At 49.1% G+C, this 22,383-nt stretch carries 21 protein-coding genes; 6 read left to right on the top strand and 15 right to left on the bottom strand.

Annotation, left to right across the window (positions count from 1 at the left end; genetic code table 11):
• Positions 1–58 precede the first annotated feature (58 nt).
• Positions 59–835, bottom strand: a complete 777-nt coding sequence (locus tag G358_RS0103740) for an NUDIX hydrolase (protein ID WP_019635856.1) — start codon at positions 833–835, stop codon at positions 59–61.
• 257 nt (positions 836–1,092) lie between these two features.
• Between G358_RS0103740 and G358_RS31535 the strand changes: the two genes are divergently transcribed.
• Together G358_RS31535 and G358_RS0103730 are read left to right on the top strand one after the other, a co-directional pair.
• Positions 1,093–3,849: a S8 family serine peptidase gene (locus G358_RS31535; protein WP_019635855.1), complete on the top strand. Its 2,757-nt coding sequence runs from the start codon at positions 1,093–1,095 to the stop codon at positions 3,847–3,849.
• Positions 3,850–3,861: 12 nt separating this feature from the next.
• Positions 3,862–4,503: an S-layer homology domain-containing protein gene (locus tag G358_RS0103730; protein ID WP_019635854.1), complete on the top strand. Its 642-nt coding sequence runs from the start codon at positions 3,862–3,864 to the stop codon at positions 4,501–4,503.
• Between the two features lie 299 nt (positions 4,504–4,802).
• On the opposite strand, the gene G358_RS32855 is transcribed toward G358_RS0103730, so the two are convergent.
• The 5 genes from G358_RS32855 to G358_RS0103705 form a co-directional block, all read right to left on the bottom strand.
• Positions 4,803–5,054 (bottom strand): hypothetical protein, encoded by a 252-nt coding sequence (locus tag G358_RS32855; protein WP_157274252.1) that lies wholly within the window; start codon positions 5,052–5,054, stop codon positions 4,803–4,805.
• Positions 5,055–5,298: 244 nt separating this feature from the next.
• Entirely contained in the window at positions 5,299–6,420 is a 1,122-nt protein-coding gene (locus G358_RS0103720) for an ABC transporter permease (RefSeq protein ID WP_019635852.1), read from the bottom strand.
• A complete protein-coding gene (locus tag G358_RS0103715) occupies positions 6,413–7,294 on the bottom strand; it encodes an ATP-binding cassette domain-containing protein (RefSeq protein WP_019635851.1) in 882 nt (293 codons plus the stop codon). Before G358_RS0103715 ends, G358_RS0103720 begins: the two co-directional genes overlap by 8 nt.
• Positions 7,295–7,561: 267 nt before the next feature.
• Positions 7,562–8,356 carry a TrmH family RNA methyltransferase gene (locus G358_RS0103710; protein WP_019635850.1) on the bottom strand — a complete coding sequence of 265 codons (795 nt, stop codon included), beginning with the start codon at positions 8,354–8,356 and terminating at the stop codon, positions 7,562–7,564.
• 21 nt (positions 8,357–8,377) lie between these two features.
• Positions 8,378–9,052: a potassium channel family protein gene (locus G358_RS0103705; RefSeq protein WP_019635849.1), complete on the bottom strand. Its 675-nt coding sequence runs from the start codon at positions 9,050–9,052 to the stop codon at positions 8,378–8,380.
• Positions 9,053–9,179: 127 nt separating this feature from the next.
• Here G358_RS0103705 and sspI point away from each other — a divergent pair, with 127 nt between their 5' ends.
• Positions 9,180–9,413, top strand: coding sequence for a small acid-soluble spore protein SspI (gene sspI, locus G358_RS0103700; protein WP_019635848.1), 234 nt, complete (start codon positions 9,180–9,182; stop codon positions 9,411–9,413).
• Between the two features lie 189 nt (positions 9,414–9,602).
• Here the strand turns inward: sspI and G358_RS0103695 are convergent, their stop codons facing one another.
• The 3 genes from G358_RS0103695 to G358_RS0103685 all read right to left on the bottom strand — a co-directional run bounded on the left by G358_RS0103695 (position 9,603) and on the right by G358_RS0103685 (position 14,038).
• Entirely contained in the window at positions 9,603–11,186 is a 1,584-nt protein-coding gene (locus G358_RS0103695; protein WP_019635847.1) for a peptide chain release factor 3, read from the bottom strand.
• 272 nt (positions 11,187–11,458) lie between these two features.
• Positions 11,459–13,006 (bottom strand): glucose-6-phosphate dehydrogenase, encoded by a 1,548-nt coding sequence (gene zwf / locus G358_RS0103690; protein WP_019635846.1) that lies wholly within the window; start codon positions 13,004–13,006, stop codon positions 11,459–11,461.
• A 183-nt stretch (positions 13,007–13,189) separates the two neighbouring features.
• Complete coding sequence (locus tag G358_RS0103685; RefSeq protein ID WP_157274251.1) at positions 13,190–14,038, bottom strand: hypothetical protein; 849 nt, start codon at positions 14,036–14,038, stop codon at positions 13,190–13,192.
• Between the two features lie 139 nt (positions 14,039–14,177).
• Between G358_RS0103685 and G358_RS31165 the strand changes: the two genes are divergently transcribed.
• From G358_RS31165 to G358_RS0103670, 3 genes are read left to right on the top strand one after another with little or no spacing between them, the layout of a single operon-like run.
• Positions 14,178–15,269 (top strand): GerAB/ArcD/ProY family transporter, encoded by a 1,092-nt coding sequence (locus tag G358_RS31165; protein ID WP_019635844.1) that lies wholly within the window; start codon positions 14,178–14,180, stop codon positions 15,267–15,269.
• A complete protein-coding gene (locus G358_RS0103675) occupies positions 15,266–16,756 on the top strand; it encodes a spore germination protein (RefSeq protein ID WP_019635843.1) in 1,491 nt (496 codons plus the stop codon). The genes G358_RS31165 and G358_RS0103675 overlap by 4 nt, the downstream gene beginning before the upstream one ends.
• 3 nt (positions 16,757–16,759) lie before the next feature.
• On the top strand, positions 16,760–17,920 hold the full coding sequence (locus G358_RS0103670; protein ID WP_019635842.1) for a Ger(x)C family spore germination protein: 1,161 nt from the start codon (positions 16,760–16,762) through the stop codon (positions 17,918–17,920).
• 19 nt (positions 17,921–17,939) lie between these two features.
• Here the strand turns inward: G358_RS0103670 and G358_RS0103665 are convergent, their stop codons facing one another.
• The 6 genes from G358_RS0103665 to G358_RS0103640 form a co-directional block, all read right to left on the bottom strand.
• Positions 17,940–18,584 (bottom strand): response regulator, encoded by a 645-nt coding sequence (locus tag G358_RS0103665; RefSeq protein WP_026342036.1) that lies wholly within the window; start codon positions 18,582–18,584, stop codon positions 17,940–17,942.
• Positions 18,574–19,647, bottom strand: a complete 1,074-nt coding sequence (locus tag G358_RS0103660) for a sensor histidine kinase (RefSeq protein WP_019635840.1) — start codon at positions 19,645–19,647, stop codon at positions 18,574–18,576. The genes G358_RS0103665 and G358_RS0103660 overlap by 11 nt, the downstream gene beginning before the upstream one ends.
• A 20-nt stretch (positions 19,648–19,667) precedes the next feature.
• Positions 19,668–20,318, bottom strand: a complete 651-nt coding sequence (gene liaF / locus G358_RS0103655; RefSeq protein ID WP_019635839.1) for a cell wall-active antibiotics response protein LiaF — start codon at positions 20,316–20,318, stop codon at positions 19,668–19,670.
• Positions 20,319–20,444: 126 nt separating this feature from the next.
• Positions 20,445–21,152 carry a PspA/IM30 family protein gene (locus tag G358_RS0103650; RefSeq protein ID WP_019635838.1) on the bottom strand — a complete coding sequence of 236 codons (708 nt, stop codon included), beginning with the start codon at positions 21,150–21,152 and terminating at the stop codon, positions 20,445–20,447.
• A 2-nt stretch (positions 21,153–21,154) separates the two neighbouring features.
• Positions 21,155–21,652 carry a PspC domain-containing protein gene (locus tag G358_RS0103645; RefSeq protein ID WP_019635837.1) on the bottom strand — a complete coding sequence of 166 codons (498 nt, stop codon included), beginning with the start codon at positions 21,650–21,652 and terminating at the stop codon, positions 21,155–21,157.
• 5 nt (positions 21,653–21,657) lie between these two features.
• Complete coding sequence (locus G358_RS0103640) at positions 21,658–22,332, bottom strand: PspA/IM30 family protein (RefSeq protein WP_019635836.1); 675 nt, start codon at positions 22,330–22,332, stop codon at positions 21,658–21,660.
• Positions 22,333–22,383 lie beyond the last annotated feature (51 nt).

Raw genomic sequence — 22,383 nt, 5'->3', positions numbered from 1 at the left:
GGTTTAACACTTATAGTTTTGTTACTTCACATTTTCATAAACCACACGATGCAAAAAACTACTTTCTGGCGTGGTAGATCGAGCTGCTCACTACGGTATCCACGAAACGGTACAACTGAGTTGGCTTCTTCGACGTGCGCGTCGTCTTCTTCCCTTGAATTTCCTCGATAAAAGGCAAGGTTTTGATTTTGCGCGCAAACGCGGCGTCCAGAGCGATCGCAGAATCCTGGGTCACCGTCAGCAGCACGGCCTGCAGCTCGGAATACGTAAATTCCGCCGGGAGGAACTCCTTGGCCACAGTTGTCTCAAGCATCTTATGCCGGATAACTTCAAGCGCGTCGGCGATAATTTCTGCATGGTCGAAGGCCAGGTCCAGCTTCAGAACCTCATCCACGGGAAACAGCTCAACTGCGCTTGCATCGTCATTCGCCTCACGATCAGCAAGCTGGTACTCCGGGACGATTGCATAGTGGGCGTTGGAAATAATCCAGCCCCGCGGGTCGCGGCCCGGAGCATCGTATACGCCATAGTGCTGGAGATGAATATGATCGACACCCGTCTCCTCTTTCAATTCCCGGGCAGCCGATTGGAAGGCTGTCTCATGCGGTCCCACGAAGCCGCCGGGCAAAGCCCATTTGCCCGCTTCGATATTGGGGCGTCCCTCGCTATCCACCATGCTGCGCTGGATCAGCATAATTTGCAGCTCCATCAGGGGCGGCTTGAACATTTCGGTCTTCGTAGACCTTATGGTGAATACCGCGATGTCCGAGGTGTAGCCGTCCGGCGTTCTATATTTCTTTACGTCATATTGCTGCAATGCCTGTTCGTTCGACATGCTGCGTTTAAGCCTCCTCATCCCTTCACATCTAACAATTAACGATTTGTTAATTGTATTATGTGCTTTGTATGACGTTTTGTCAAGGGCAATAGTCATGTTTTTCCATAGGACTAAAGTCTTTAATTGTATTAATATTGCTCACTTATTTGCCGATATATTGATAGAATCGCATATCATTCAGGCAGAGAGGAGTGAATCTGCTTCAATTGCATCTTGAATTTCACAAATGAATAAGAGGGAGAGATTTACACTCTATGAGCAGATTAACAAGCAAGATTATCGCATCTGTTCTCACCCTGTCGCTGCTGCTCCATATCGGAGCGCTAGGACTTGGGCTGGCCAGCGCCAATAACCCGCTGTCAGAAATGGAGCAAGAGGTCATTGTCATTTACAATAACGAGGATGGCAAGGAAGCGGTCTATAACGAAAGTGTTGATGTTCTGCATGAGTTCGACACCATTCCCGCCATTGCCGCTACAGTGAGCAATAGCGATCTATCTGTATTGGCAGCCGATCCGAACATCGCGCTGATCGAGCGCAACATTACCTTCCGGATCACGGACGAGGATTTCAAGGCAGCCTCCGTTCCTTCCGACCATTCCGAATGGAGCTTTCAGGCCATAGAGCCGACTGTCATGTGGAACGAAGGCTATAGTGGCCGAGGCGTCAAAGTAGCCGTCATTGATACCGGTATTTACCCGCATCCAGAATTAACGATAGCCGGCGGTTTCTCGTCCATGGATTATACGAATGACTACACAGATGATAATGGACATGGCACGCATGTCGCCGGCATCATCGCCGCGAAGAGCAATGACATCGGCATGGCTGGGATTGCTCCCGACGTTCAGCTCTATGCCGTGAAAGCGATGGATCAAGAAGGGGAAGGAAGCCTCCAGAACATTCTTGAGGGAATCGATTGGTCGATCCAGAACAAGATGGATATTATTAACCTTTCTCTCGGAACAGATACGCATTCCGAGTCATTGCAGCAAATGGTAGATCGGGCCTATGCGGAGGGAATCACTGTCGTCGGTTCGGCTGGAAACAGCCAGACGATCAAAGACGAAAACGACAATGTTGTTTATGTTCCCATAGACACTTATACGATCAACTATCCTGCTAAATATGATAGTGTCATCGCCGTAGCGGCTGTGGATGCCAACAACGTGCGCGGAGCATTTTCCTCCGTCGGAGCTGAAGTCGAAATCGCCGCGCCAGGCGTTAACGTCTATTCCACGTATGTGAACAACGGCACTCCCGTTTATGCCACATCCAGCGGAACGTCGCAAGCCGCTCCGCATGTTTCCGGCATGATTGCCCTGCTCAAGCAGAAAAATCCTGGAATGACCAACGTGCAGTTGCGTGAGGAAATCAGAAAATATGCCATGGATCTGGGATCTGCCGGACGGGATACCGAATATGGTTATGGTTCGGTGACCTTCAATCGGTCGCTCGATCAAACTCCGCCGGCGAACGTCACAAATCTGCAAGTGACAGGCAAAACCGATTCGACGATTTCGCTCACTTGGAACAATCCAATAAGTTCTGATTTTGCAGTCAATAACATATACGCCAATGACGTTCAAATAAGCAACACAGCCAGTCAATCGTTTACCTTGACCCAATTGCAGCCAAGCACGTCCTATACGATCACCATCAAATCCGCGGATTGGAGCGGAAACGAATCTTCGGGCCAGACGATCACGGCCACTACCCAGGATATTCCTCCGGTACCGGATACGGCCGCCCCGGCAGAAGTAACGAATTTGACGGTAACGGCAACGTCATCCACTTATGTGAAGCTGTCCTGGAGCAATCCGCTAGACGCTGACTTTGCCAAGGTCTATCTGTATGTCGACGGGAATAAGGTGCACGAGACCGCGGAAACAGCCTATAAGTTCGACGGGCTGACCCCGGATACAAGCTACCGCTTTGTGGTGAAGACTGTAGACCTTGCCGGGAACATTTCGTCGGGGGTATCCCTTACCGCTTCAACCCAAGCGGCAGATGATGTTGCCCCTGTGAACCCGGAAGACCCTGGCCATGAAACGCCTGCAGTTGATACAACACCGCCGGCGGAAGTGACTCATTTGGCGTTGGTGAACGCGACGAGTTCTTCGCTGCAGGTGCGTTGGAGCAACCCGGCCGACCCGGATTTCGCCAAGGTTAAGCTGTATATCAACAATAACTACATGGCCGATACTGCGGCGGCATCCTACAATTTTACCGGTTTGCTTGCGGACACCGCCTATAGCATCGTCGTCAAGACCGTGGACACTCATGGCAATGTATCGGACGGGACTTCGCTGACAGCAAGAACCCTGGCCGTTCCGGTCGTGAATAACCCTGGCCCTTCGACGCCTCCTTCGGCAGGGGGACCATCGAGCCCGTCAGGGGGAACCATCCAGGTGCCGGTTAATGTAACACCTGCTCCAACCGGAAATACGGCTCAAATCGGGGAGCAGAGCAATGCGGACGCGGGTGCAGTGAGCCAGCTCCAGGAAGCAAAAGCATCGCTGGACAAAGCCAAGCAGACGCTAACGATCGGCGACTTCGTCCAGGCCAAGATGGCCGTTCAGGGCCTGGCCATTCAAGGGGTGACCGATCAGGAAATGCGCGAAGAGTTCCGTCAGGAATTGGAACACCTCAAGAAAGAGCTTGGCCTCCAGGATCTTCCATCCAGACAGGGACTTCGCTCTAGCGTGCCAATTGGAATCAGCCTTCAAGTGGCCATGAAAAGCGCGAACTATAAATACATTGATCCATCGTCACTTAAGCCTGGCGAAAACGTCTTCGTTCTCAACAGCAAGGGTGAGGCTGTACAGGATTCGGTAGAGATCAAAATTCTGTTCAATCGAATTCATGTTACGCCGAAGAAGGGGCAGTTTGCTTCCAAAGAAACCTACACCATCATCTTGGACACGACAGTAAGAGGCAAATCGAGCTTGCGTTCGGCCGACAGCTTTGAGCTGAAAAACCCGTTGATGCTAGAGTTCACAACGAGATAGGGGTTTGTAACTATGAAAATTCGAACATTCACTAAACTAACCGTAATATCTGTACTGGCCTTGTCCCTTTTAGGGGCAGCACAGCCATCAACGCTCCATGCCGCAGAGCAGCTCTCCTTCACGGACGTCAAGAAGGGCTCATGGTACGAAGAGACGGTCCACTGGGCCATTTCCAGGGAAATGGTCAAAGGGTACGCCGACGGAACATTCAAGCCGCAGCAAACGGTGAGCGAGGCTGAATTCCTCGCCATGCTGCTGCGGGCATTCGAGCCGGAGCTGGCATCGTCTTCTCCGCAAAGCCACTGGGCGAATGCTTATTACGCTCGGGCAGAGCAATTGAACTATCCGCTTCAGGGCTACGAGGAGGCGGCTTCACGAAATCGGCCGATCTCCCGGGAGCAGGTCGCCGAATTGATCACCGCTACGGAAGGCGTCAACTTCAGTGGATATCACGCCATTCACTACGTGCTGGCTTTTGGGCTGGCCCAGGGTAAGGAGCCCGGCGTCACAAGCGTAGCCAGCTTTGACGGCAGTAGTGCCTTAACCCGTGCCGAAGCGCTGCAGTTCATTAAAAATGTCAGCGATTATGGCATCGGCGGATTGCTTGAAAGACCTTCCGAGAAGGATAATCCGCAGGATCTTCCCGAATTGTAACTTCAGCCAAAACGCCCAACCTCTGCTCCTAGAGAGGTTGGGCGCTTTATTTTGGACGACGGTTTGTTTATTTCGCTCAATTCCGCTCTATAGTGCCTTAATGTTTTTTTCCAAATGGAATTAATCTTCTTGTATTGATCGGACTTTTCCGTAACAGGAGCAAGTTGCTTAGAGCTAAAATGATAGTGATCACGATAAAAAGTAATTTACTGAGCCCTATCTCCAAAAAATGATCTTCATAGCTTAAGCCTACAAAGTTGCTGTATTGAAACAAATGCAAAATGGACGGATATCCTTGGTTAACCAAACAAATCATCCAGTAAAAAAATCCGGCGATATACCCGAGTATCACATTCGAAGTCAAATTCGCTATCGTCATGCTGATGCAGCCTAGAAAAAGGCTCGTAGACAAGGAGAGGCCCAATGCTGGCCAGTAAGATGGGAGCCACGCTTGATTCATCGGAAACAATTGCTGTTTCAAATACATCGTTCCATAGCTTAATATCGACAATAGCACTATAAACATCATGCTCCAAATTAAACGTATACATACTGTTGCAACTCTACGAAAATTGTTTATAAAGATCATTTCACTTATACCATGGTAAGATTCTATTCTAAAAATATCCGTCAAAGCGACGATCCCAATAATTGAAAAGTAGATTTCAAACATAACATATTCGGGTATAGTAAAGTTCAAAAAGAACGGGAATAAAATGCAGTACACCGCACAAACGATATATTTGTTGCTTAGCATAATTTTAAAGTTATATTTAAAAAGATTGCCTATGGAACTCATGTCGCCCATTTCCTCCCTCTTTTTTGTCGGGTGCTATATTTCCAGCATGTTGAAGCCAGCGACAGAAGTATGGCGGTCAGCAACATATAAAATGCTCGATTAAAATAGATGCTCCTCCATTCAGCATCTGGTATCAACGTTAAGAAATTGCCCTTCATTCTGATCAGCATATCCAACAAGTTTGCAGTGCCAAAAAAGCTGACATCTGGATTAATCGCGAACATGTAATAAGCAGCGTATACGGGGATTACTGCAAAACCATTTTTAAAAACCAAAGCCAGAAAAGTAACAAGAGCACTTGAAAAAAGTAGCGAAACAACGGGAAACAGCAATGTATAGTTAACAATATTCAACAGATTGATTTTATAATCCGGATGCGATAAAAAGTTAATGTACATGCAAAAATCAACAACGAGTGCCGTTATCAGCACTAATGCCAATAAAGGAATTAAAGCACCCAAATACTTTCCAAGGACGTATTCATAGGGCTTCACTGCCTTGGTATGAAGAATTTCTCCCAGTTGGTTTTTGTGATCTCTAGCGAACAGAAATGCAAATATGAAAAGCATTAAAAAATTCAACAAAGCAGTTGTTCGATCTCCGTAGATTTTCGATATATAAACAGAAAAAGGCGAATTTTCAAGTGCGGTCTTTACTTTGGCTTGGACTTCCTCCAGTGTGGCTTCTCTTTTTACCGTATCGATAATAGATCTAATGACCGCTAACTCATTCGCTGCGTTTTCCGATGTTGAAGCTTCAAAATAAGCTAATACTTCCCCTAGTCCCTTGCTTCCCTCATTAATTTCATTTAAAAGAAGATCGAGCTCTGCTTTTCTTTCCTGTGGAATATCGGACTTCATATAATTGGATAAGTACTCTTTTACATCATTCATTTTGTCTGTAACCGTCTTATTTACATAAAAATCCCCGTATGCTCCCTGCTTCTTTAATTGGTCGAGTTTTTTTTGGCTCTCAATCGGATAATTGATTAGGTAAGGCGATACTTCTGTATATATAAAAAATATAAAAATAAAAGACACAAGCCAAAACGAAAGGCTTTTCATTTGCCGTTTCATCTCAACTTTCGTTAAAGCCAGTAAGACCAAGATACTATGCACCGACTGCACCCCCGGTGTAGAGGATGTAAGCATCTTCAATATTAGGCGATTCAATAACGCTCTCAAACCCGGGTTCATCCTGGCTGATAAACCGCACCTCGATGCCATCTTTCAGGTGGATATTTGAGAGGACAGTATGCTTCTTTCTAATAAGATCAAGCTCTTCCATCGATTGAACCGTCGCTTTTCTCACTTTCCCTTCCGCTTCTGCAATCAACTGCTTCACGGTTCCATGATAGCTGATCTGCCCTTTCTCCAGGATAGCTAAATCTGTGCAGGTCGTTGCGATGTCTTCGACAATATGCGTTGACAGCAATACAATCGATTTTTTACTGAAATCGACCAACAAATTTCGGATGCGAATTCTTTCTTCCGGATCCAGCCCTGCGGTGGGTTCGTCCACTACGATCATTTTGGGATTATGCAGCATAGCTTGCGCCAAGCCTACTCTTCGTTTCATTCCGCCAGAAAGATGTTTCACTTTTTTAAACCGGTCTTCAAACAAATTGACTTCATTCAAAAGATCGGTGATAGACACTTTTCTTTTGCGAGCCGGAATTTTGTTTAATATGCCAAAATAATCAAGTGTTTCATATACCGTCAGCTCTGGATATAAGCCAAGTTCTTGTGGAAGATAACCAATCATCCGTCTTAACGTATCATTATTTTTATTTCCATATTCAACGCCATATAAAGAAATTTGCCCACTAGAAGGCTCTAATAAAGTAGTAAGGATCCGCATAAGACTAGTTTTCCCGGCACCGTTCCTGCCCAGCAAACCAAACATTCCTTGTTCAATTTCTAAATTAATATTTTGAATACGAAACTCACTGCCAGGATAAGATTTAATTACATCATTTACTTTTAACGACATTACAGTCTCCTCCCGCATTATTCAACTAGATATTGATCTTTAGTAGTAAACGTTTCACTGGTTATTAATGTTATTATTTTATTGAATTTTTTGCAGTATTCTAAAATAATAAGTTTAAAGACCTTGTTAATTCGAATTATGAAAGAGCTTGAAAAGAAAAAGACTGGGAAATGATCGGTGAGGATTGATCTTTTCCAGTCTTTGTGCATTTGTGGACAGTTATTTTTATCCCTGGATGTTATTTAGAATCGTCGACAGGAATTTTGTTTAATTAAAATACCGCTGCCGCTGCGCTTCAAACAGAAGCACCGACGCGGCCATCGCCACGTTCAACGATTCTGCCTGCCCCCGCATCGGAATAAGCAGCCCGTCGTCCATTAGCTCCCGCACGTTCGCGCTGAGCCCCCTCGCCTCACTGCCGAACAGGAGCCATACCGGCCCTGTAAAGTCATAGGCATAGCAGCTTTCCGCCGCCTGCAGGCTGGTACCGGCGAGCCGGATGCCCCGCGCTTTGGCCTGGGGCAGAATGTCGGCCAGGTCCCCTTCAATGACGGGCAAATGGAACAGCGAGCCCATCGTCGAGCGAATTACTTTCGGATTATATATATCCGCGCAGCCCGCGCCGACGATTACACCGCTCGCCCCTACGGCATCCGCACTGCGTATGATCGTGCCGACGTTGCCCGGATCCTGCACCCCATCGAGGACGACGACGAGACTGCGCTCCTCCGCCAGCAAGGGCTCCAGCTCATCGCCGCTCTTGCGGACGACCGCGAATACGGGCTGCGGTGTCTTGGCATCGGTGCACTTGGCGATAATGGCGGCCGTCACAGCCACCCATTCCACATCAAGAGATGCAGACGCAGCCTGCGTCAATTCCGCAGGGATGCCCCGCTCGATCTCATAGCATACGCATTCCAGCTCAACGCTCGCCTTTAGCGCTTCCTGAACCAAATGAATGCCTTCTATCAAGTATTTCCGGTGCTTGTCCCTATTTTTCTTCTCAAGCAGCCCGGCCCATTCCTTCACGCGGGGATTATGCGAAGAAGTAATTTGCTGCATCGGTTAATTCATCCCCCTACATTATGATTCCGAATAAGCCAGCTCCAGCTTCGTCAGATCGTTCTTCTCGCCTACGATGACAAGTATATCGCCTTCTTCAAGCCGATCGTTGGCCGCCGGCGAAATATTCATTTTGCTGCCCGTCTTAATCGCCATGACGTTACAGCCGAATTTGGCCCGAATGTCGAGCTCCTTCAGGTTCTTGCCGACCATCGCTCTCGTAATTTGCAAATCAACGATGCTGTATTCGTCCGACAATTCGATATAGTCCAAAATATTCGGTGAGGTCAAGTGATGGGCGAGGCGCAGCCCCATGTCCCGTTCCGGATAAATGACCTTGTCCGCCCCAATCTTATTCAGAACCTTACCGTGCAGCTCGTTTTGGGCTTTAACGATAATGATCGGTCCGCCAAGATCCTTTAAAATCAGTGTCGTCAATATACTGGCCTGAATATTCTCGCCGATCGCCACGACCACGACGTCGAAATTCCGTATGCCCAGCGCGCGAAGCGCCTCCTCATCTGTAGAGTCAGCCGAAACGGCATGCGTAACGATATTGGATACCGCCTGCGTCCGGTGTTCGTTCGCATCGATTGCCAGCACATCAAAGCCCATGCCGCTAAGCGCGCTAGCCACGCTAAGCCCGAAGCGGCCCATGCCGATGACGGCGTATTGTTTTTTTGCAGTTTGCGCCATGCTTCCACCTGCCCGAATCATTATTTATGCGAAATAGTATACCATAACCTGCCGCAAACTTGTATTTTCGCAGCGTACAACGGGAACATTAACATTTGGGCACTGACTATTTCAAGGAGGGATTTGTATGCCAATTACTCTTGACCTGAGACAAGCGGTTATGCATAAAATGCATGGCAAAAATGAAACCGGCCTGCGCGACATGGTAGAAGGCTCTATCGACGCCCAGGAGGCCGCGCTCCCCGGTCTGGGTGTCGTCTTCGAGCTCATCTGGAAGAGCATTGACAACGCCAAAAAGGATGAGTTGATTTCAATCCTGGATAAGGAGCTTGTCTCTGCCAATCTCAAGCCATTGAAATAAGGAAAGCCCGCGATAATACAAAGGAAGCCCCTTGTCCAGCGTAAACTGGCGAGGAGGCTTCCTTTCCTTTAGTTATAGTTACTGGCCTTAGCGATCATTACAATCAGTCTGCTCCGGCCTACTGTTGAACTTTTACCAAGCTACTGCCGGATTCTGCTGTTAATGAATCCGTCTTAATCAGCTTTTACTTTAAGGAGCAGTCTCTAAAAACTTCGCGTCCGGATTTTTATCCATCGCGGTTCTCATCGCATACTCGTTCTCGAACAGGACGACATAATTGCCCTTCTTATCCGTTACCAGTGTGGAATTGATCCGAAATTTTGCAGGATCCACCTTGTCCGCGACGATCCAGCGCGCGAATTGGAACGGCATGCGCTGCAGCAGCACATCGACGCCGTATTCCGCCTTCATGCGGTACTCGAATACCTCGAACTGGAGCTGCCCTACGACGCCCAGCAGCGTATCCTCGAAGCCAACCGTCGTGAACACCTGAATCGTTCCCTCTTCCGTAAGCTGATCGATCCCCTTTTGATACTGCTTATGCTTCAAAGCGTTTTTCACGGTGACTTTGGCGAAAATCTCAGGAGAGAACGTCGGCAGCTCATCGAATTCGATCTCGCTTCCTTGGCTAAGCGAATCGCCGATCCGGAAAATGCCGGGATCGAACAATCCGATTATATCGCCAGGATAAGCCTCAGTGACGATATCCCGGTCCTGGGCCAGAAATTGCTGCGGCTGGGACAGCTTGATCTCTTTGCCCGCCCGGACATGCTTTACCGACATCCCCCGCTCGAATTTGCCTGACACGATACGCAGGAAAGCAATCCGGTCGCGGTGCGCAGGATTCATATTCGCCTGGATTTTGAACACATAGCCGGAGAACTTCTCGTTCGTCGGCTGGACCAGTCCAGTCAAGCTGTGGCGCGGTTCCGGCTTCGGAGCAAGGCGCAGGAAATTTTCCAGAAACGTCTGGACCCCGAAATTGTTGACGGCGCTGCCGAAGAAGACCGGGGTCAGTTCCCCGCGGCTTACTTTCTCCATATCAAAAGGATCGCCCGCCACATCGAGAAGCTCTAAATCCTGGCAGAGTTGATCATGAAGAAATTCGCCTGCCAGCTCACGAATCGCAGGGTCCCGGTAACTATCGACCTTTTTCACCTGGATATGGGAATGATCGTCCCCCTGGAACAATTCAACCTGATTGTTCATCCGGTCGTATATGCCGGACAGCTCGCGTCCAGAGCCAATCGGCCAGTTCATCGGCACGGAACGGATGCCGAGCACCTGCTCCAGCTCTTCCATAAGATCAAACGGATTTCGGCCTTCCCGGTCCAGCTTGTTGATAAAGGTGAAGATTGGAATGCCCCGCTTGGCGCAAACCTGGAACAGCTTGATTGTCTGCACCTCGACGCCTTTGGCCACGTCGATCAGCATGACTGCTGCGTCCGCGGCAGTCAATGTACGGTAAGTATCTTCACTGAAATCCTGGTGGCCCGGGGTATCCAAAATGTTGACCCGATGACCCTTATAATCAAACTGCATGACGGAAGAAGTGACGGAAATTCCGCGCTGCTTCTCGATTTCCATCCAGTCGCTTGTCGCATGCTTGCTTGCTTTGCGAGCCTTGACGGACCCTGCTAGACGGATCGCACCGCCGAACAGCAATAATTTCTCGGTTAATGTTGTTTTCCCGGCATCCGGGTGGGATATGATCGCGAACGTCCGCCGCTTATCCACTTCCTCCTGCAGCACTTGCCCCAATGCTTTGCTCATGTATCACTAGTCCTCTCATTCCACAAATTCATGTTGTATATTGTAACATATTTTGTCTCTTTGTACGCAAAAACACCCTCGCATCTTGGGAGATATCGAGGATGTCTTGAATTAACTCATATTATCGTATGCAATTTAGCAGCGTTCTGTTACTTCTGTTTATCTATGCAACCAAGCAGCGCTCCGTCACTTCTGCGCTTGTTCAGGAGAAAATCCGCCCACCAGCATAAATGGCGATGGACGGATTGGATATATCATTGACCTATAGTTTGTTAACCTTTAATCCAAATTACGTTGTCTTCTTCCTGGCCATTTACCGGCCACCAATGGAAGCCATCCTGCGCTAGCAGCTGATCCGCTTCCTCCGGTCCCCACGATCCTGCGGCATATGTGCTAATATCGCCGGATTCTTGAGTCCATGCGGACGCGATACGGTCAACGAAGGCCCACGCTGTAGCTACCTCATCCCACCGTGTAAAGTAAGTGGAATCGCCATTGGCTGCATCGTGAATGAGACGCTCGTAGGCTTCCGGAGAGTTGATGCCTACCTGGCAGCTCTGGCAAAACTCCATCGCCAGCGGATTGATTTGCGACTCCGTCCCCGGCTTCTTCGCGTTGATCTTAATATAAATCCCTTCCATCGGATTTACACGGATCACAAGCAGGTTCGGCTCAAGCTTATGCTTCTGGCCAAGATAAACATTCGTCGGCATTTGCTTGAATTCAACTACGACTTCTGTCGTCTTAACCGGCAGGCGTTTGCCTGTACGAATATAGAATGGAACCCCCGCCCAGCGGAAATTGTCCACGAATACTTTGGCTGCAAAATACGTTTCGGTATTGGAGTTCGGGTCAACCTTATCCTCCTGACGATAGCCAGGCAATGCTTTGCCGCCGCTCTCGCCTGCAGCGTATTGCCCGCGTACGACGTTCTCCTTCACTTCCTGCGGTGAAGAATAAGGACGCAAGGAACGAAGCACCTTCACCTTCTCATCCCGGATATCCTCGGCAAGCAGCCGGCTTGGCGGTTCCATCGCAATCATCGTGAGTAATTGCAGCATATGGTTCTGCCCCATGTCGCGCAAAGCTCCCGCATTGTCATAATATCCGCCGCGTTCCTCTACACCTACGGTCTCGCTCAGCGTAATTTGAACGTTCGCAATATGTTTATTGTTCCACAACGGTTCGAAAAAGGCATTCGCAAAACGAATCACTTCGATGTTCTGTACCATCTCTTTACCGAGGTAGTGGTCAATCCGGTATATTTCTTCTTCTTTGAATACTTGGTTCAGCTCTTCGTTCAGCTTCTGAGCGGACAAAAGATCATATCCAAACGGCTTCTCAATCACGAGACGATGCCAGCCGCTGCTGTCCAGCATACCGCCTTTCTGCAAATTGAACGATACGCTGCCGAACAATTCCGGAGCAAGCGCCAGATAGAACAAACGGTTTCCAGGGATGTCATAACGCGCCTCCACTTCCTCCGTCTGCTGCAGCAGCTCGCGATACCCGTCTATATTGTTAATATCGAGTGATTTGTACGAAAAATGCTCTGCAAAACGACTCCAATCCGCATTATCCTCTACGCTATAACGGCAAAACTCCTGAATGGAACGATACACATCATCACGGAATTCTTCTCTTGTGCGGGGACGTCGCGCCACGCCGATAACCGCAAAATCTTCTCCGAGCTTCCCTTCGCGATACAAGGAATATATGGCGGGAAACAACTTGCGGCGTGCCAAATCTCCGGTTGCTCCGAAAATGAAATAAACCGCCCCTGGTGTTTTCAGTGACTCTAGATTTTGTAATTCAGTCATGGCTCCTCATTCTTTCTATAAAATATAGTGTATATTTATTCATTCTCCCATCAATGCCTTAACCTTATACAGCATCAAAGCATGTGATGATATTTTAGCATATTCACTACAAGGATGCCATCAAATTCATATCAATTTTAGTTATGTCCTTCGAAAATTCATCTAATATTTATCTAAGAACAATTAATATTCGACGGTCAGCAGCGGTGAGCCGATAGATACGTCATAATGGTCCAACTCTGTATTCCAATGCAATGCGAACTGCAGGCTGATCTCTTGCCCGGCGCTTTGCACCTTAAGCGGCAAATCCTCCGCAGCATAAGATCTGCTAACCGTCCGCTCATCTGCAAAGCTCTCCACTGCCCGCAGCTTCAACTGCTCCTTCACGCGCGACTCCAGCGCTGTAAACACAGCCTGTACAGGCATAGCCTGAACTTCACCCCCTGGTCCGACAGAATCATCCGGCACAAAATCCGGCAATCCCTGCGCACTATCCACCTCCATAGCTTCCCCCTGCAGGGCTGCATTCCATTTGGCGTCTACTCCCTCCCTGAGAAGGGCTTCGCCCGAGCTCTCCCCAACCTCCGGCAGCCGCTGCAAGCCTTCGTCGGTGCTATTTTCCAGCCGCAGAACGACATAGTAGCTACCTTCTTCCTGTAGTGTCAACGCCAGCTTGCTATGGATCGCGTCTTCCGCTCCTACGGCAGCTCCCTCAGCGTAAAACACCTGATTTCCATGCACCTTTTCCGTATAACGATCCGCCAGTCCCAAACGATCAGCGAGCCGCCCCCCCGCTACCTCCAAGGACAACATTGTACGCCATTCCCCTTGCCATTTCACGGTGGCTTGCCTACTCCCCTGGAGTAAACCTTCGCTTGCAGCCAACAGTTTTCCAAGCTGTGCTCGGGACGATGCAGCCTCCGCCGCATATGCGGCATCCGCATTAGCGGTTATTCCGGCAGTGTTCAACGATCTAATTATGATTACGCCGATCACAATAGCTATAGTAAGAATTCCCCAACGATTTTTCACCCGCATCATCTCTCCTCTATCAAGCTATGAATCTATCAATAGATTCGCCAACTAGCGAGAAAATTATACGTCTGCATATCCTTCTTCCGCTTGGAAAATACTAAACGCATCTGAATCACAGACTGGAGACTGAATGCGGATGAATCCCCCAAAGCCTACGGCCCTGCAAGCAATTATGACCATCATGCTCACGGTCGGCATCACCAACCATGTATTTATTATTCCCGCGCTGCTTCAGACCGCTAAGAGGGATGCCTGGTTTTCCGTCATTCTATCGATCGTGCCATTTGCCCTGCTTACGCTGCTGATTACGTATATTTCTGCCCGTACCAGAGGCAAGTCCCTGCCCGACTGGCTTGAAAACAGCTACGGAAAAATGGTGTCCGTACCATTCAAATTCATTTCCGCCGCCTATTTTCTTGGCACGGCCTGGTTCGCTCTGTTCGACACCATTATGTGGACGAAGGTAACGTTTCTGCCCTACACGCCGATGATCATCACGGCCGCCGTGTTAATGCTGATCTGCCTGATTGCCGCTCAGCTGGGAGTAAACTCCATGGCCTATGCCTCCGGCGTCCTGCTGCCGTTCGTTGTTCTTTTGGGATTTTATGTAGCGACGGTTAATGTTCAATACAAAGATTACCACCAATTGCTGCCGCTTCTGGAGCATGGCTGGGCTCCCCCGCTTAAGGGTATAATTTACGCCTGCACAGGGTTGTTCGAAATTTTCTTTCTTTTGTTTCTGCAGCCTTATTTAAAAGCACCTTTGACGAACAAGCATTTTGTGATCGTTGGCTTCATTCTTGTCGGTCTAACACTTGGCCCGCTTACCGGTTCCATCGCCGAATTCAATCCGCACGAAGCGTCCCTGCAGCGTTATCCCGCCTATGAACAGTGGAGGATCGCTGGGTTTGGAAAATACGTCTCCCAGACCGATTTCTTCTCGATCTACCAATGGCTGGCCGGAGTAACTGTCCGTATTGCCGTAGCTTTATTCATCGCGACGGACATATGGAACATCAGCAAGAAGCGCCAGCGCAGTGCACTGCTGTTGCTTTACGCCATCGGCTTGACCCTGCTGTGCCTTACCACCTTTACGGATATCCAATTTCAGCATCTGATGATCCGGTTCATGTTTCCGTTCAATACGGGCCTCATTCTGATCGTTACCCTGCTGCTAGCCCTTGCCGTCTTTATTTCAGCCCATAAGAAAGGAGAATCCCGCACATGATACTTGATCCATCGTCATCACGGGCACTGAGAGAACCCGATCATATCGACACTTCCTTTTTGCGGGAATATTTCTCGAAATCGGCCGATGTTCTCATTCACGACCTGGAAGGAGGGGACAAAGAAGCAAAACAGCCTGTCACCATCATATATTGCGAAGCCGTAACGGACACGAAGCAGTTGAACCAGACTGCCCTACCTGGCCTGACAGCACTATTCGAGGAATTCCCCGAACCAACAGTCCAAAATATCCAGCGTAACCGCCATCTTCCTCTAAGCCTACTGCCCAAAAACACATTGCTGCGGGATCTAACCGCGAAGGTGTACAGCGGAAGCTTAATCATCTATTTTCAGAAGCAAAATGCCTTTTTCAGTCTCGACATTGCCGCCCCGCCGTCCCGCACCCCCGAGGAGCCTACGACGGAACCCTCCATCAAGGGACCGCATGACGGGTTCACCGAGGAACTGACTACAAATACGGGACTGCTGCGCAAGCGCCTGCGGACGCATTCCCTTTGTGTGGAACATTTTACTGCCGGGAGGCGAGGCGAGAATAAGATCGGCCTTTTTTATATTCAGGACATTATTAACGAAGAAATACTACAGAAAATACGTACAAATTTAAGCAAAATCGACACCGACGCGATTGTAGGCACATCTTACATTGAGAGTATCGTAGCGAATAAAAAAAGTGCCTTCTTCCCATTATCTGATTACACCGGGCGGCCTGATTTTGCCGTTGATGCACTGCTAAAAGGGAAATTTGCCGTCATCGTGGACGGCATTCCAGTGGCCATCCTTGCTCCCGTGTCGATCATCACCCTTTTTACTTCACCGGAGGATGAGAATACTTCCAGTTACGTTGTAGCCATGCAGAAAATTCTCCGCGTTTTGGGCCTGCTGATCTCCATGCTGCTGCCAGGGTTTTATGTCGCACTAACAAGCTTTAATTTGGAGCAGATACCGCTCCCCCTGCTGGCAACGATCAGCAACTCACGGCATGGCCTTCCCTTTCCCGTTCAGATGGAGGCCTTCATCATGCTGTTTTTGTTTGAAATTTTCAATGAAGCCGGACGGCGTTTGCCCAAGACTGTAGGACAGACGGTAACCGTGGTCGGCGGACTGATCATCGGCGATTCCGCGATTCGGGCGGGCATCACCTCGCCGACGATTATCGTAGCGGTTGCCATCTCAATGGTAGCGACCTACACCCTTGTGAACCAATCACTTACAGGAACAGTTTCGCAATTTCGCTTGTATATCCTGTTTGTTTCTTCCATCCTGGGCATGTTCGGATTCTTGGTCAGCGTGATCGGCCTCGTCTTTTATTTAGCCTATCTCGAGTCATACGGCGTTCCCTATTTGTCACCGTTGTCTCCGTTCCACAGGAAGGACATCGTCCAAGCCATCATAAATAGGCCGTCTGGCAGCAGTAATCAGCGGGCAGAGACATTTCAGCCTAGGGATAATACTTCGAGAGGAGAATAGCCGGTGAAACGAAAGTTTGCCCTCATCGCCGCTTGTATGGCTGTTCTGTTATCCGGCTGCTGGGACGCCAAAGAACCCCAGAGCGTCAATTTCGTTACAGCGCTAGGCATTGATTACGTTAAAGGAGAATATACGATCTATGCGCAGGTTCTTGCCTTCGGCGACATTTCCAAGCAGGAAAGCTCCGCTAACACGGAAGAGACCAAAGTATGGATTGCTACCGGCAAAGGCGAGACGATCTCGAAGGCTCTTATGAGCATCTACCCGGCTTCGCAGCAGATGACGTTATGGACTCATGTCAAAGCCATCGTCTTCTCCAAATCGCTGCTTAACAGCAATCTGAGCGAGTGCCTGAACTCTCTCCTGCGCTCCAGCGAGCTGCGCTATACGCCTTGGGTCTATGGAACCGATCAGGACATTCCTTCTATTTTATCTGGAGTATCACTATTGAATCAGTCCGCCCTAAACTCCGAATTGATGGATCCCCGGGAGGTATATGAGCAGCTCTCCACTATAGAGCCATTGCGTCTCATTAAGCTGATGAACGGGATTAGGGAGCCTGCTGCAACCGTATTAATCCCGTCCATTAAGCTGACGGATCAGGTATGGTCATCGAAGGAGAAGCCTATTTCGCTAGTCAGGCTGGATGGGGCTTACGTTATTTCCAAGAGTGAGAATAAGGGGTTTCTGGATGACGGCTTGCTGAGCGGAGCCAGGTGGGTAGCCTTCAAGAACATGCACAGATATCCTTTGCTGCTGAAAATAAAAGACGGAGGCCAGGCTCAAATCAATATTCTAAATTCGAAGCCATTGGTGAGGGTTCGTTTGGACGGAGGGGAAATTAAATTTACCGTAAAAATCAAAGTAACAGCTGCGGTTTCCGAGGTGGCTGGACATCCTACGCCCACTTCCCTCCAAATCAAGGAAGCCGCGGCCGCACAAATTAAACAACAAATCACTGACAATTTCCATGCCGCCAAGGCAAAAAAAATCGATATTTACGGGATAGAGGACATTCTATATCGAAGGTTCAATAAACAATGGAAAAAGATGACCGCCGGCCAGGGAGGCCAGGATCACCTTTTCTCATCGTTACAGCTTGAAGATACGGACGTAGATGTGAAGCTGATGCATTCCAGCACCTACAAGCTCAAATATCATTAGCCATGCAACCAGTTAGCGCCTATTCCGCCAGCCCGTTCTTATAAGCATAAATAGCGGCCTGGGTACGGTCTTCAACCCCCAGCTTCGCCAATATGTTCGTCACGTGGAACTTCACTGTTTTGATGCCGATAATCAAATCGTCGGCAATGTCCTGGTTGGATTTGCCCTGTGCCAGCAGGCGCAATACATCCATTTCCCGATCGGTTAATTCCTCATGTGCGGGAGCTTCTGTCTTCGGCTGCCGGAACCGGTTCATCATTTTGGAAGCGACCTGAGATTCAAGGACAGATTGCCCGCGCGCCGCCGCGCGGATCGCATCTGCCACCTCGGACGCCCGCGACGTCTTCAGCAGATAGCTGAACGCGCCGGCTTCGATAACGGGATACATTTTCTCATCATCTAAATAGCTTGTCAGCACGATCACTTTACATTCCGGATACAGCTTCAGCAGCTGCCGCGTCGTTTCGATCCCATCCATGCCTTCCATGACCAGATCCATCAGCACAACGTCGGGCTTATATTCCTGGGCAAGGCGAATGCCTTCCTCCCCGCTGCTCGCCTCACCGACCACTTCTATTCCATCCTCGGTGCCCAGCACGGCGGCCAGGCCAATTCTTACCATTTCATGGTCGTCTACCAACAGCACTTTAATATCATTGTCCATCTCCATGCTGCTCCTCCTCTCCGCTCTCTTCATTCATTAACGGCACGGTTATTTCAATGCGCGTCCCTTTGCCGGGGGCGGTAATAAATTGAATCGACCCGCCGATCTCACGTACCCTCTCCTGCATCGTCGTTAAACCGTAAGAGGCCTGTTTCTTCTCATCCAGCTCAAAGCCGACTCCATTGTCACGAAGAAACACTTTTACGGTCTCGGCTCTCCGGTGAATGCGTATTTCCATCTTATCGGCTTTGGCATGGCGGAGCGTATTGGACATCGCTTCCTGAATAATCCGGAACAAATGATTCTCTATTCCTTTGCCTAGCTTCAGCTCCTCATCTATTTCCAGCGTTAGCTCCATAGGAACCTTCGTCTTCAGTTCCCTGACCAGCTCCAGCAAGCCTTGCGACAGCTCTTTACCTTCCAAATAAACCGGACGAAGATGCAGAAGCAGAGCTCTCATCTCCGACTGGGCTACAGAAGCCATTTCTTCAATCAACTCGACTTGCCGCTGGGCTCTGTCAAAGTCCTTCTCTAAAGTTCGCCCAACCGCCGTAGCCGTCATCGATATCGCGAACAATTGCTGGGAGACCGCGTCATGAAGCTCGCGAGCCAATCTCTGCCGCTCCTCCACGATCGCCGACACCCGGGCCTGCTCAGCCAGCTGGGCGTTATGAGTGGACAGGCGCTGCAAGGAGGTTACCTGCTCCTCCCAGCGTTTCCCGATCCGTTCCAACTGCTCGCCGAGTCTGCCGAGCTCATCCTCCCCAAGCTTGGGTACAGTCCCGGTCTGATTCCCCTTTTCCCATTGCAGCAAGGAATCGCGAAGCAAATCAATCCTTCGCTTGGCGCGGTAGCCTTGAAAAAAACCATACACCGCTCCGACAACCAAAAGCAGGGTCAGCATGGTGAGTCCGGCCTGAATCCCCGTCTTCCATGAGCTTGAAGGCTTGAAATACCCATATGTATAGAGTACGTACATCATTCCAGCAAGCAATACAAAAGACAGGAGGACTCCGTCCCGCATACTGCGAGACACCATATTAGCCGGCTTTTTCTTTCTCATGCAGGTTAATCCCCCTGTCTTCAATTTAGATGTATATCGACATTTCCTACGAGATAGGAAATAATAATTTTCACCTTTTGATCGCGATGCTCATAATTCGGAGATTTCCAATATATCCGGTTCAGCATCCCTGTTTCCTTTTGCTCATTGCAGTCAATCTGTCCAAACAAGACGAACGCTTCGATCTCCACGCCGTAATCCTCGGACACGTTCAGGTCCACGTCCCCTACAATTCCTTGGAACATGAGCACATTCTCCTGACCTTCTACCATCGCAAGAGAAAGGTCTACGTTCAGTTCCCCGAGCACATGCCACATGCTCGTAGTACGAAGAGTCCATGGATCACGATCCCAGTGAACGTTGGCCGTAATGTTCTGTTTCTGCACATGATTGCCTTGCGGATGCATCTTCTTCATTTTTGCGTAATACAGACCAAGTGAAATCATCAATATAGCGACAACAACCATTAAATGACCTAACAAAATCATTCCGCCGCCAATGGCCATAAAAATATAACCGGTCTTTACCTCATCCCCGCTGCGGATTTTATAAATCCCATAACCCAAAATAGCAATTGCGGCAATGGTAAAGTAGTTCAGCCACTGGCCTAAAATGATAAGTAAGCCAAGTCCGATCAAGCTGATAGCCAACAACCTTTTATGCTTATCCATGCCGCACCTCCCCGTCAGATACTTCACATGTCGAAAAGTAAGTGGAAAAGCCATAACAGTATAATTAGATACCGCATGGCTTCACCATTACCTAGCATATCACAATGTCTTCTGACCGTGTAGTTGTTATTCCTTGCTTTCTCCACGTTTAGCGGAAGAATTCAATTTAGCCTTCAAAGCCTCTAACTGCTCATCCACCTTTACCTGCTTCTCAGCATCCGCCGGGCTGATGTAGGTCGAAGTGGAGCTGCTTACTCCACGGTATCCAATTCCGGCCACTTCCGCTTCAGCTTCCAGCTGCATAATTTTTTCTTCCATGCGATGGAATCCGAGAGACGCGCTGCCGCTCTCAATCGTATTCAACGTGTTGATCTGAGACATTTGTTTTCTGGCCTTGGCCATCTGAGCACGGCTGACCAACTCGTTACGCTTGTTGCGCAGCTTGTAGAATTCATCCTTCATGTCATGAAGCTGCTGCTTCAGCTCCAATGCCTGAGCCTCGGATTGCGCATGAAGATCGCTGAACTCAATTTGCTTCTGATCGTACAAAATTTTCTCTTCAAGCAGCTTGCGGGCCACTTCCTCCTGGCCGTTCTTCAATGCTGCCTCCGCCTGGCTTTCTCTTTGCGCGGAAATACGGAATGCTTCTTCCAGACGATGCTTCATTCTGCGCTCATTTGCCATTTGCTTCGCTACAGTCACCTCTGCGTCGCGAATTTCAGCTTCCATATCGCGCAGATATTGATTGAGCATCACTACCGGATCCTCTACTTTATCAAGCATATCATTAACAGACGCCTTGGTAATGTCCTTAATTCTTTTAAATACTCCCATCGTTATTTATCTCCCTTCTCGTTCTCATATTTAGATAATTTTCTACGGAGTTCTTCCAGTTCTTTCTCCATTGCCTTCTTCTCAATATCCTTCATCATGGAATCCAGGTTGGAATCACTGCCGCCAAATCCTGCTTGTTGTCTATTGCGCTGCTCGCCGTGGCGCGGATCGCTGTATTGTGACTCGCCATAATGGGATCCTCCATAGTGGGGCCCGCCGTAGCTGGAATCACGGTGTCCGCCGCCATAGCCCCCTTGTCCGCAGCCTTGGTATCCGCCTTGCCATCCCCTGTTGTAATACGGGTCATGCGGAATGTAAGGCTCCTTGGAAACGACAAGCGATGCGATCAAGTAGATGAACAGTGTTGTACCGCCTGTAAAGAAAATACTGAAAACAAACAACAGCCGCAATAGGGTCGTGCTTATACCGAAGCTTTCGCCCAGCCCGCCTAGCAGGCCGCTAAAGCATCGATCCCGTCTGGAACGGTATAGTCTTCCCATGGGTCTTACTCCTCTCCTTTGTTATTCAGCTTCTGCTTCAAGCGGGAGAGCTCCTGTTCCAAAGTAGACTGTATGACGGTTCCAGCCTGGTTTATAAAATCCTGGCCTGACTTGCGCAATTCCCGGAGACTGCGGGCTTCCCATTCCATGTCGGACACCCGATCCTCCAAACGATGGAACATTTTTGGCACGTCTTGTGTACCGTACCCACTCATGCGCTGGTTCATACGCTGCTGCAAACGAAGCGTCTCCATTCTGGCATAATAGAACTGCCGCTTGTTGTATACGACTTGATATTCCGTCTTTAATTCATTCAACTGATGCTCCAGTTCCTGCAATGATTCCAGGCTCTGGGCGTACAATCCGGAATACTGTTCGATCTTCTCTTCATAGAGCATTTTCTCCTGCAAAGCCAGCTTCGCCAAATGCTCTTCCTCCGCCTTTAGCGCAAGCAGCGCCTGCTCTTCCCGGCGGTCGCGCATCACTTTCGCCTGATCCACCTGCTGCTTCAGTTGTTTCGTATGCCCTGCATACTGCTGGTGCAGCTTCTCAGCCTCGGCGATCTCCTGACGGGTCTCAATTAAAAATTGGTCAATGAGCCGTACAGGGTCTTGTGACTGCTCCAGGCGTTCATTCAAATTTGCTACCGTAATGTCGCGAACTCTGCGAAATACACTCATTATATCCCATCCCTCCTAACCAATCGGTTATTATAAAATTGTTCAATCCCA

The organism is Paenibacillus fonticola DSM 21315 (genome assembly GCF_000381905.1).
GTDB classification, from domain to species: Bacteria; Bacillota; Bacilli; order Paenibacillales; family Paenibacillaceae; genus Fontibacillus; species Fontibacillus fonticola.
Note: the sequence above shows the minus strand (reverse complement) of the source record. Positions and strands in the feature narration are given on the sequence as shown.

Bases quoted from the DNA above. Each gene is read 5' to 3' on its own strand.
- G358_RS0103740 (WP_019635856.1), bottom strand. From the start codon at position 835: ATGTCGAACGAACAGGCATTGCAGCAATATGACGTAAAGAAATATAGA.
- G358_RS31535 (WP_019635855.1), top strand. From the start codon at position 1,093: ATGAGCAGATTAACAAGCAAGATTATCGCATCTGTTCTCACCCTGTCG.
- G358_RS0103730 (WP_019635854.1), top strand. From the start codon at position 3,862: ATGAAAATTCGAACATTCACTAAACTAACCGTAATATCTGTACTGGCC.
- G358_RS32855 (WP_157274252.1), bottom strand. From the start codon at position 5,054: ATGTATACGTTTAATTTGGAGCATGATGTTTATAGTGCTATTGTCGAT.
- G358_RS0103715 (WP_019635851.1), bottom strand. From the start codon at position 7,294: ATGTCGTTAAAAGTAAATGATGTAATTAAATCTTATCCTGGCAGTGAG.
- G358_RS0103710 (WP_019635850.1), bottom strand. From the start codon at position 8,356: ATGCAGCAAATTACTTCTTCGCATAATCCCCGCGTGAAGGAATGGGCC.
- G358_RS0103705 (WP_019635849.1), bottom strand. From the start codon at position 9,052: ATGGCGCAAACTGCAAAAAAACAATACGCCGTCATCGGCATGGGCCGC.
- sspI (WP_019635848.1), top strand. From the start codon at position 9,180: ATGCCAATTACTCTTGACCTGAGACAAGCGGTTATGCATAAAATGCAT.
- G358_RS0103695 (WP_019635847.1), bottom strand. From the start codon at position 11,186: ATGAGCAAAGCATTGGGGCAAGTGCTGCAGGAGGAAGTGGATAAGCGG.
- zwf (WP_019635846.1), bottom strand. From the start codon at position 13,006: ATGACTGAATTACAAAATCTAGAGTCACTGAAAACACCAGGGGCGGTT.
- G358_RS31165 (WP_019635844.1), top strand. From the start codon at position 14,178: ATGAATCCCCCAAAGCCTACGGCCCTGCAAGCAATTATGACCATCATG.
- G358_RS0103675 (WP_019635843.1), top strand. From the start codon at position 15,266: ATGATACTTGATCCATCGTCATCACGGGCACTGAGAGAACCCGATCAT.
- G358_RS0103665 (WP_026342036.1), bottom strand. From the start codon at position 18,584: ATGGACAATGATATTAAAGTGCTGTTGGTAGACGACCATGAAATGGTA.
- G358_RS0103660 (WP_019635840.1), bottom strand. From the start codon at position 19,647: ATGAGAAAGAAAAAGCCGGCTAATATGGTGTCTCGCAGTATGCGGGAC.
- liaF (WP_019635839.1), bottom strand. From the start codon at position 20,318: ATGGATAAGCATAAAAGGTTGTTGGCTATCAGCTTGATCGGACTTGGC.
- G358_RS0103650 (WP_019635838.1), bottom strand. From the start codon at position 21,152: ATGGGAGTATTTAAAAGAATTAAGGACATTACCAAGGCGTCTGTTAAT.
- G358_RS0103645 (WP_019635837.1), bottom strand. From the start codon at position 21,652: ATGGGAAGACTATACCGTTCCAGACGGGATCGATGCTTTAGCGGCCTG.
- G358_RS0103640 (WP_019635836.1), bottom strand. From the start codon at position 22,332: ATGAGTGTATTTCGCAGAGTTCGCGACATTACGGTAGCAAATTTGAAT.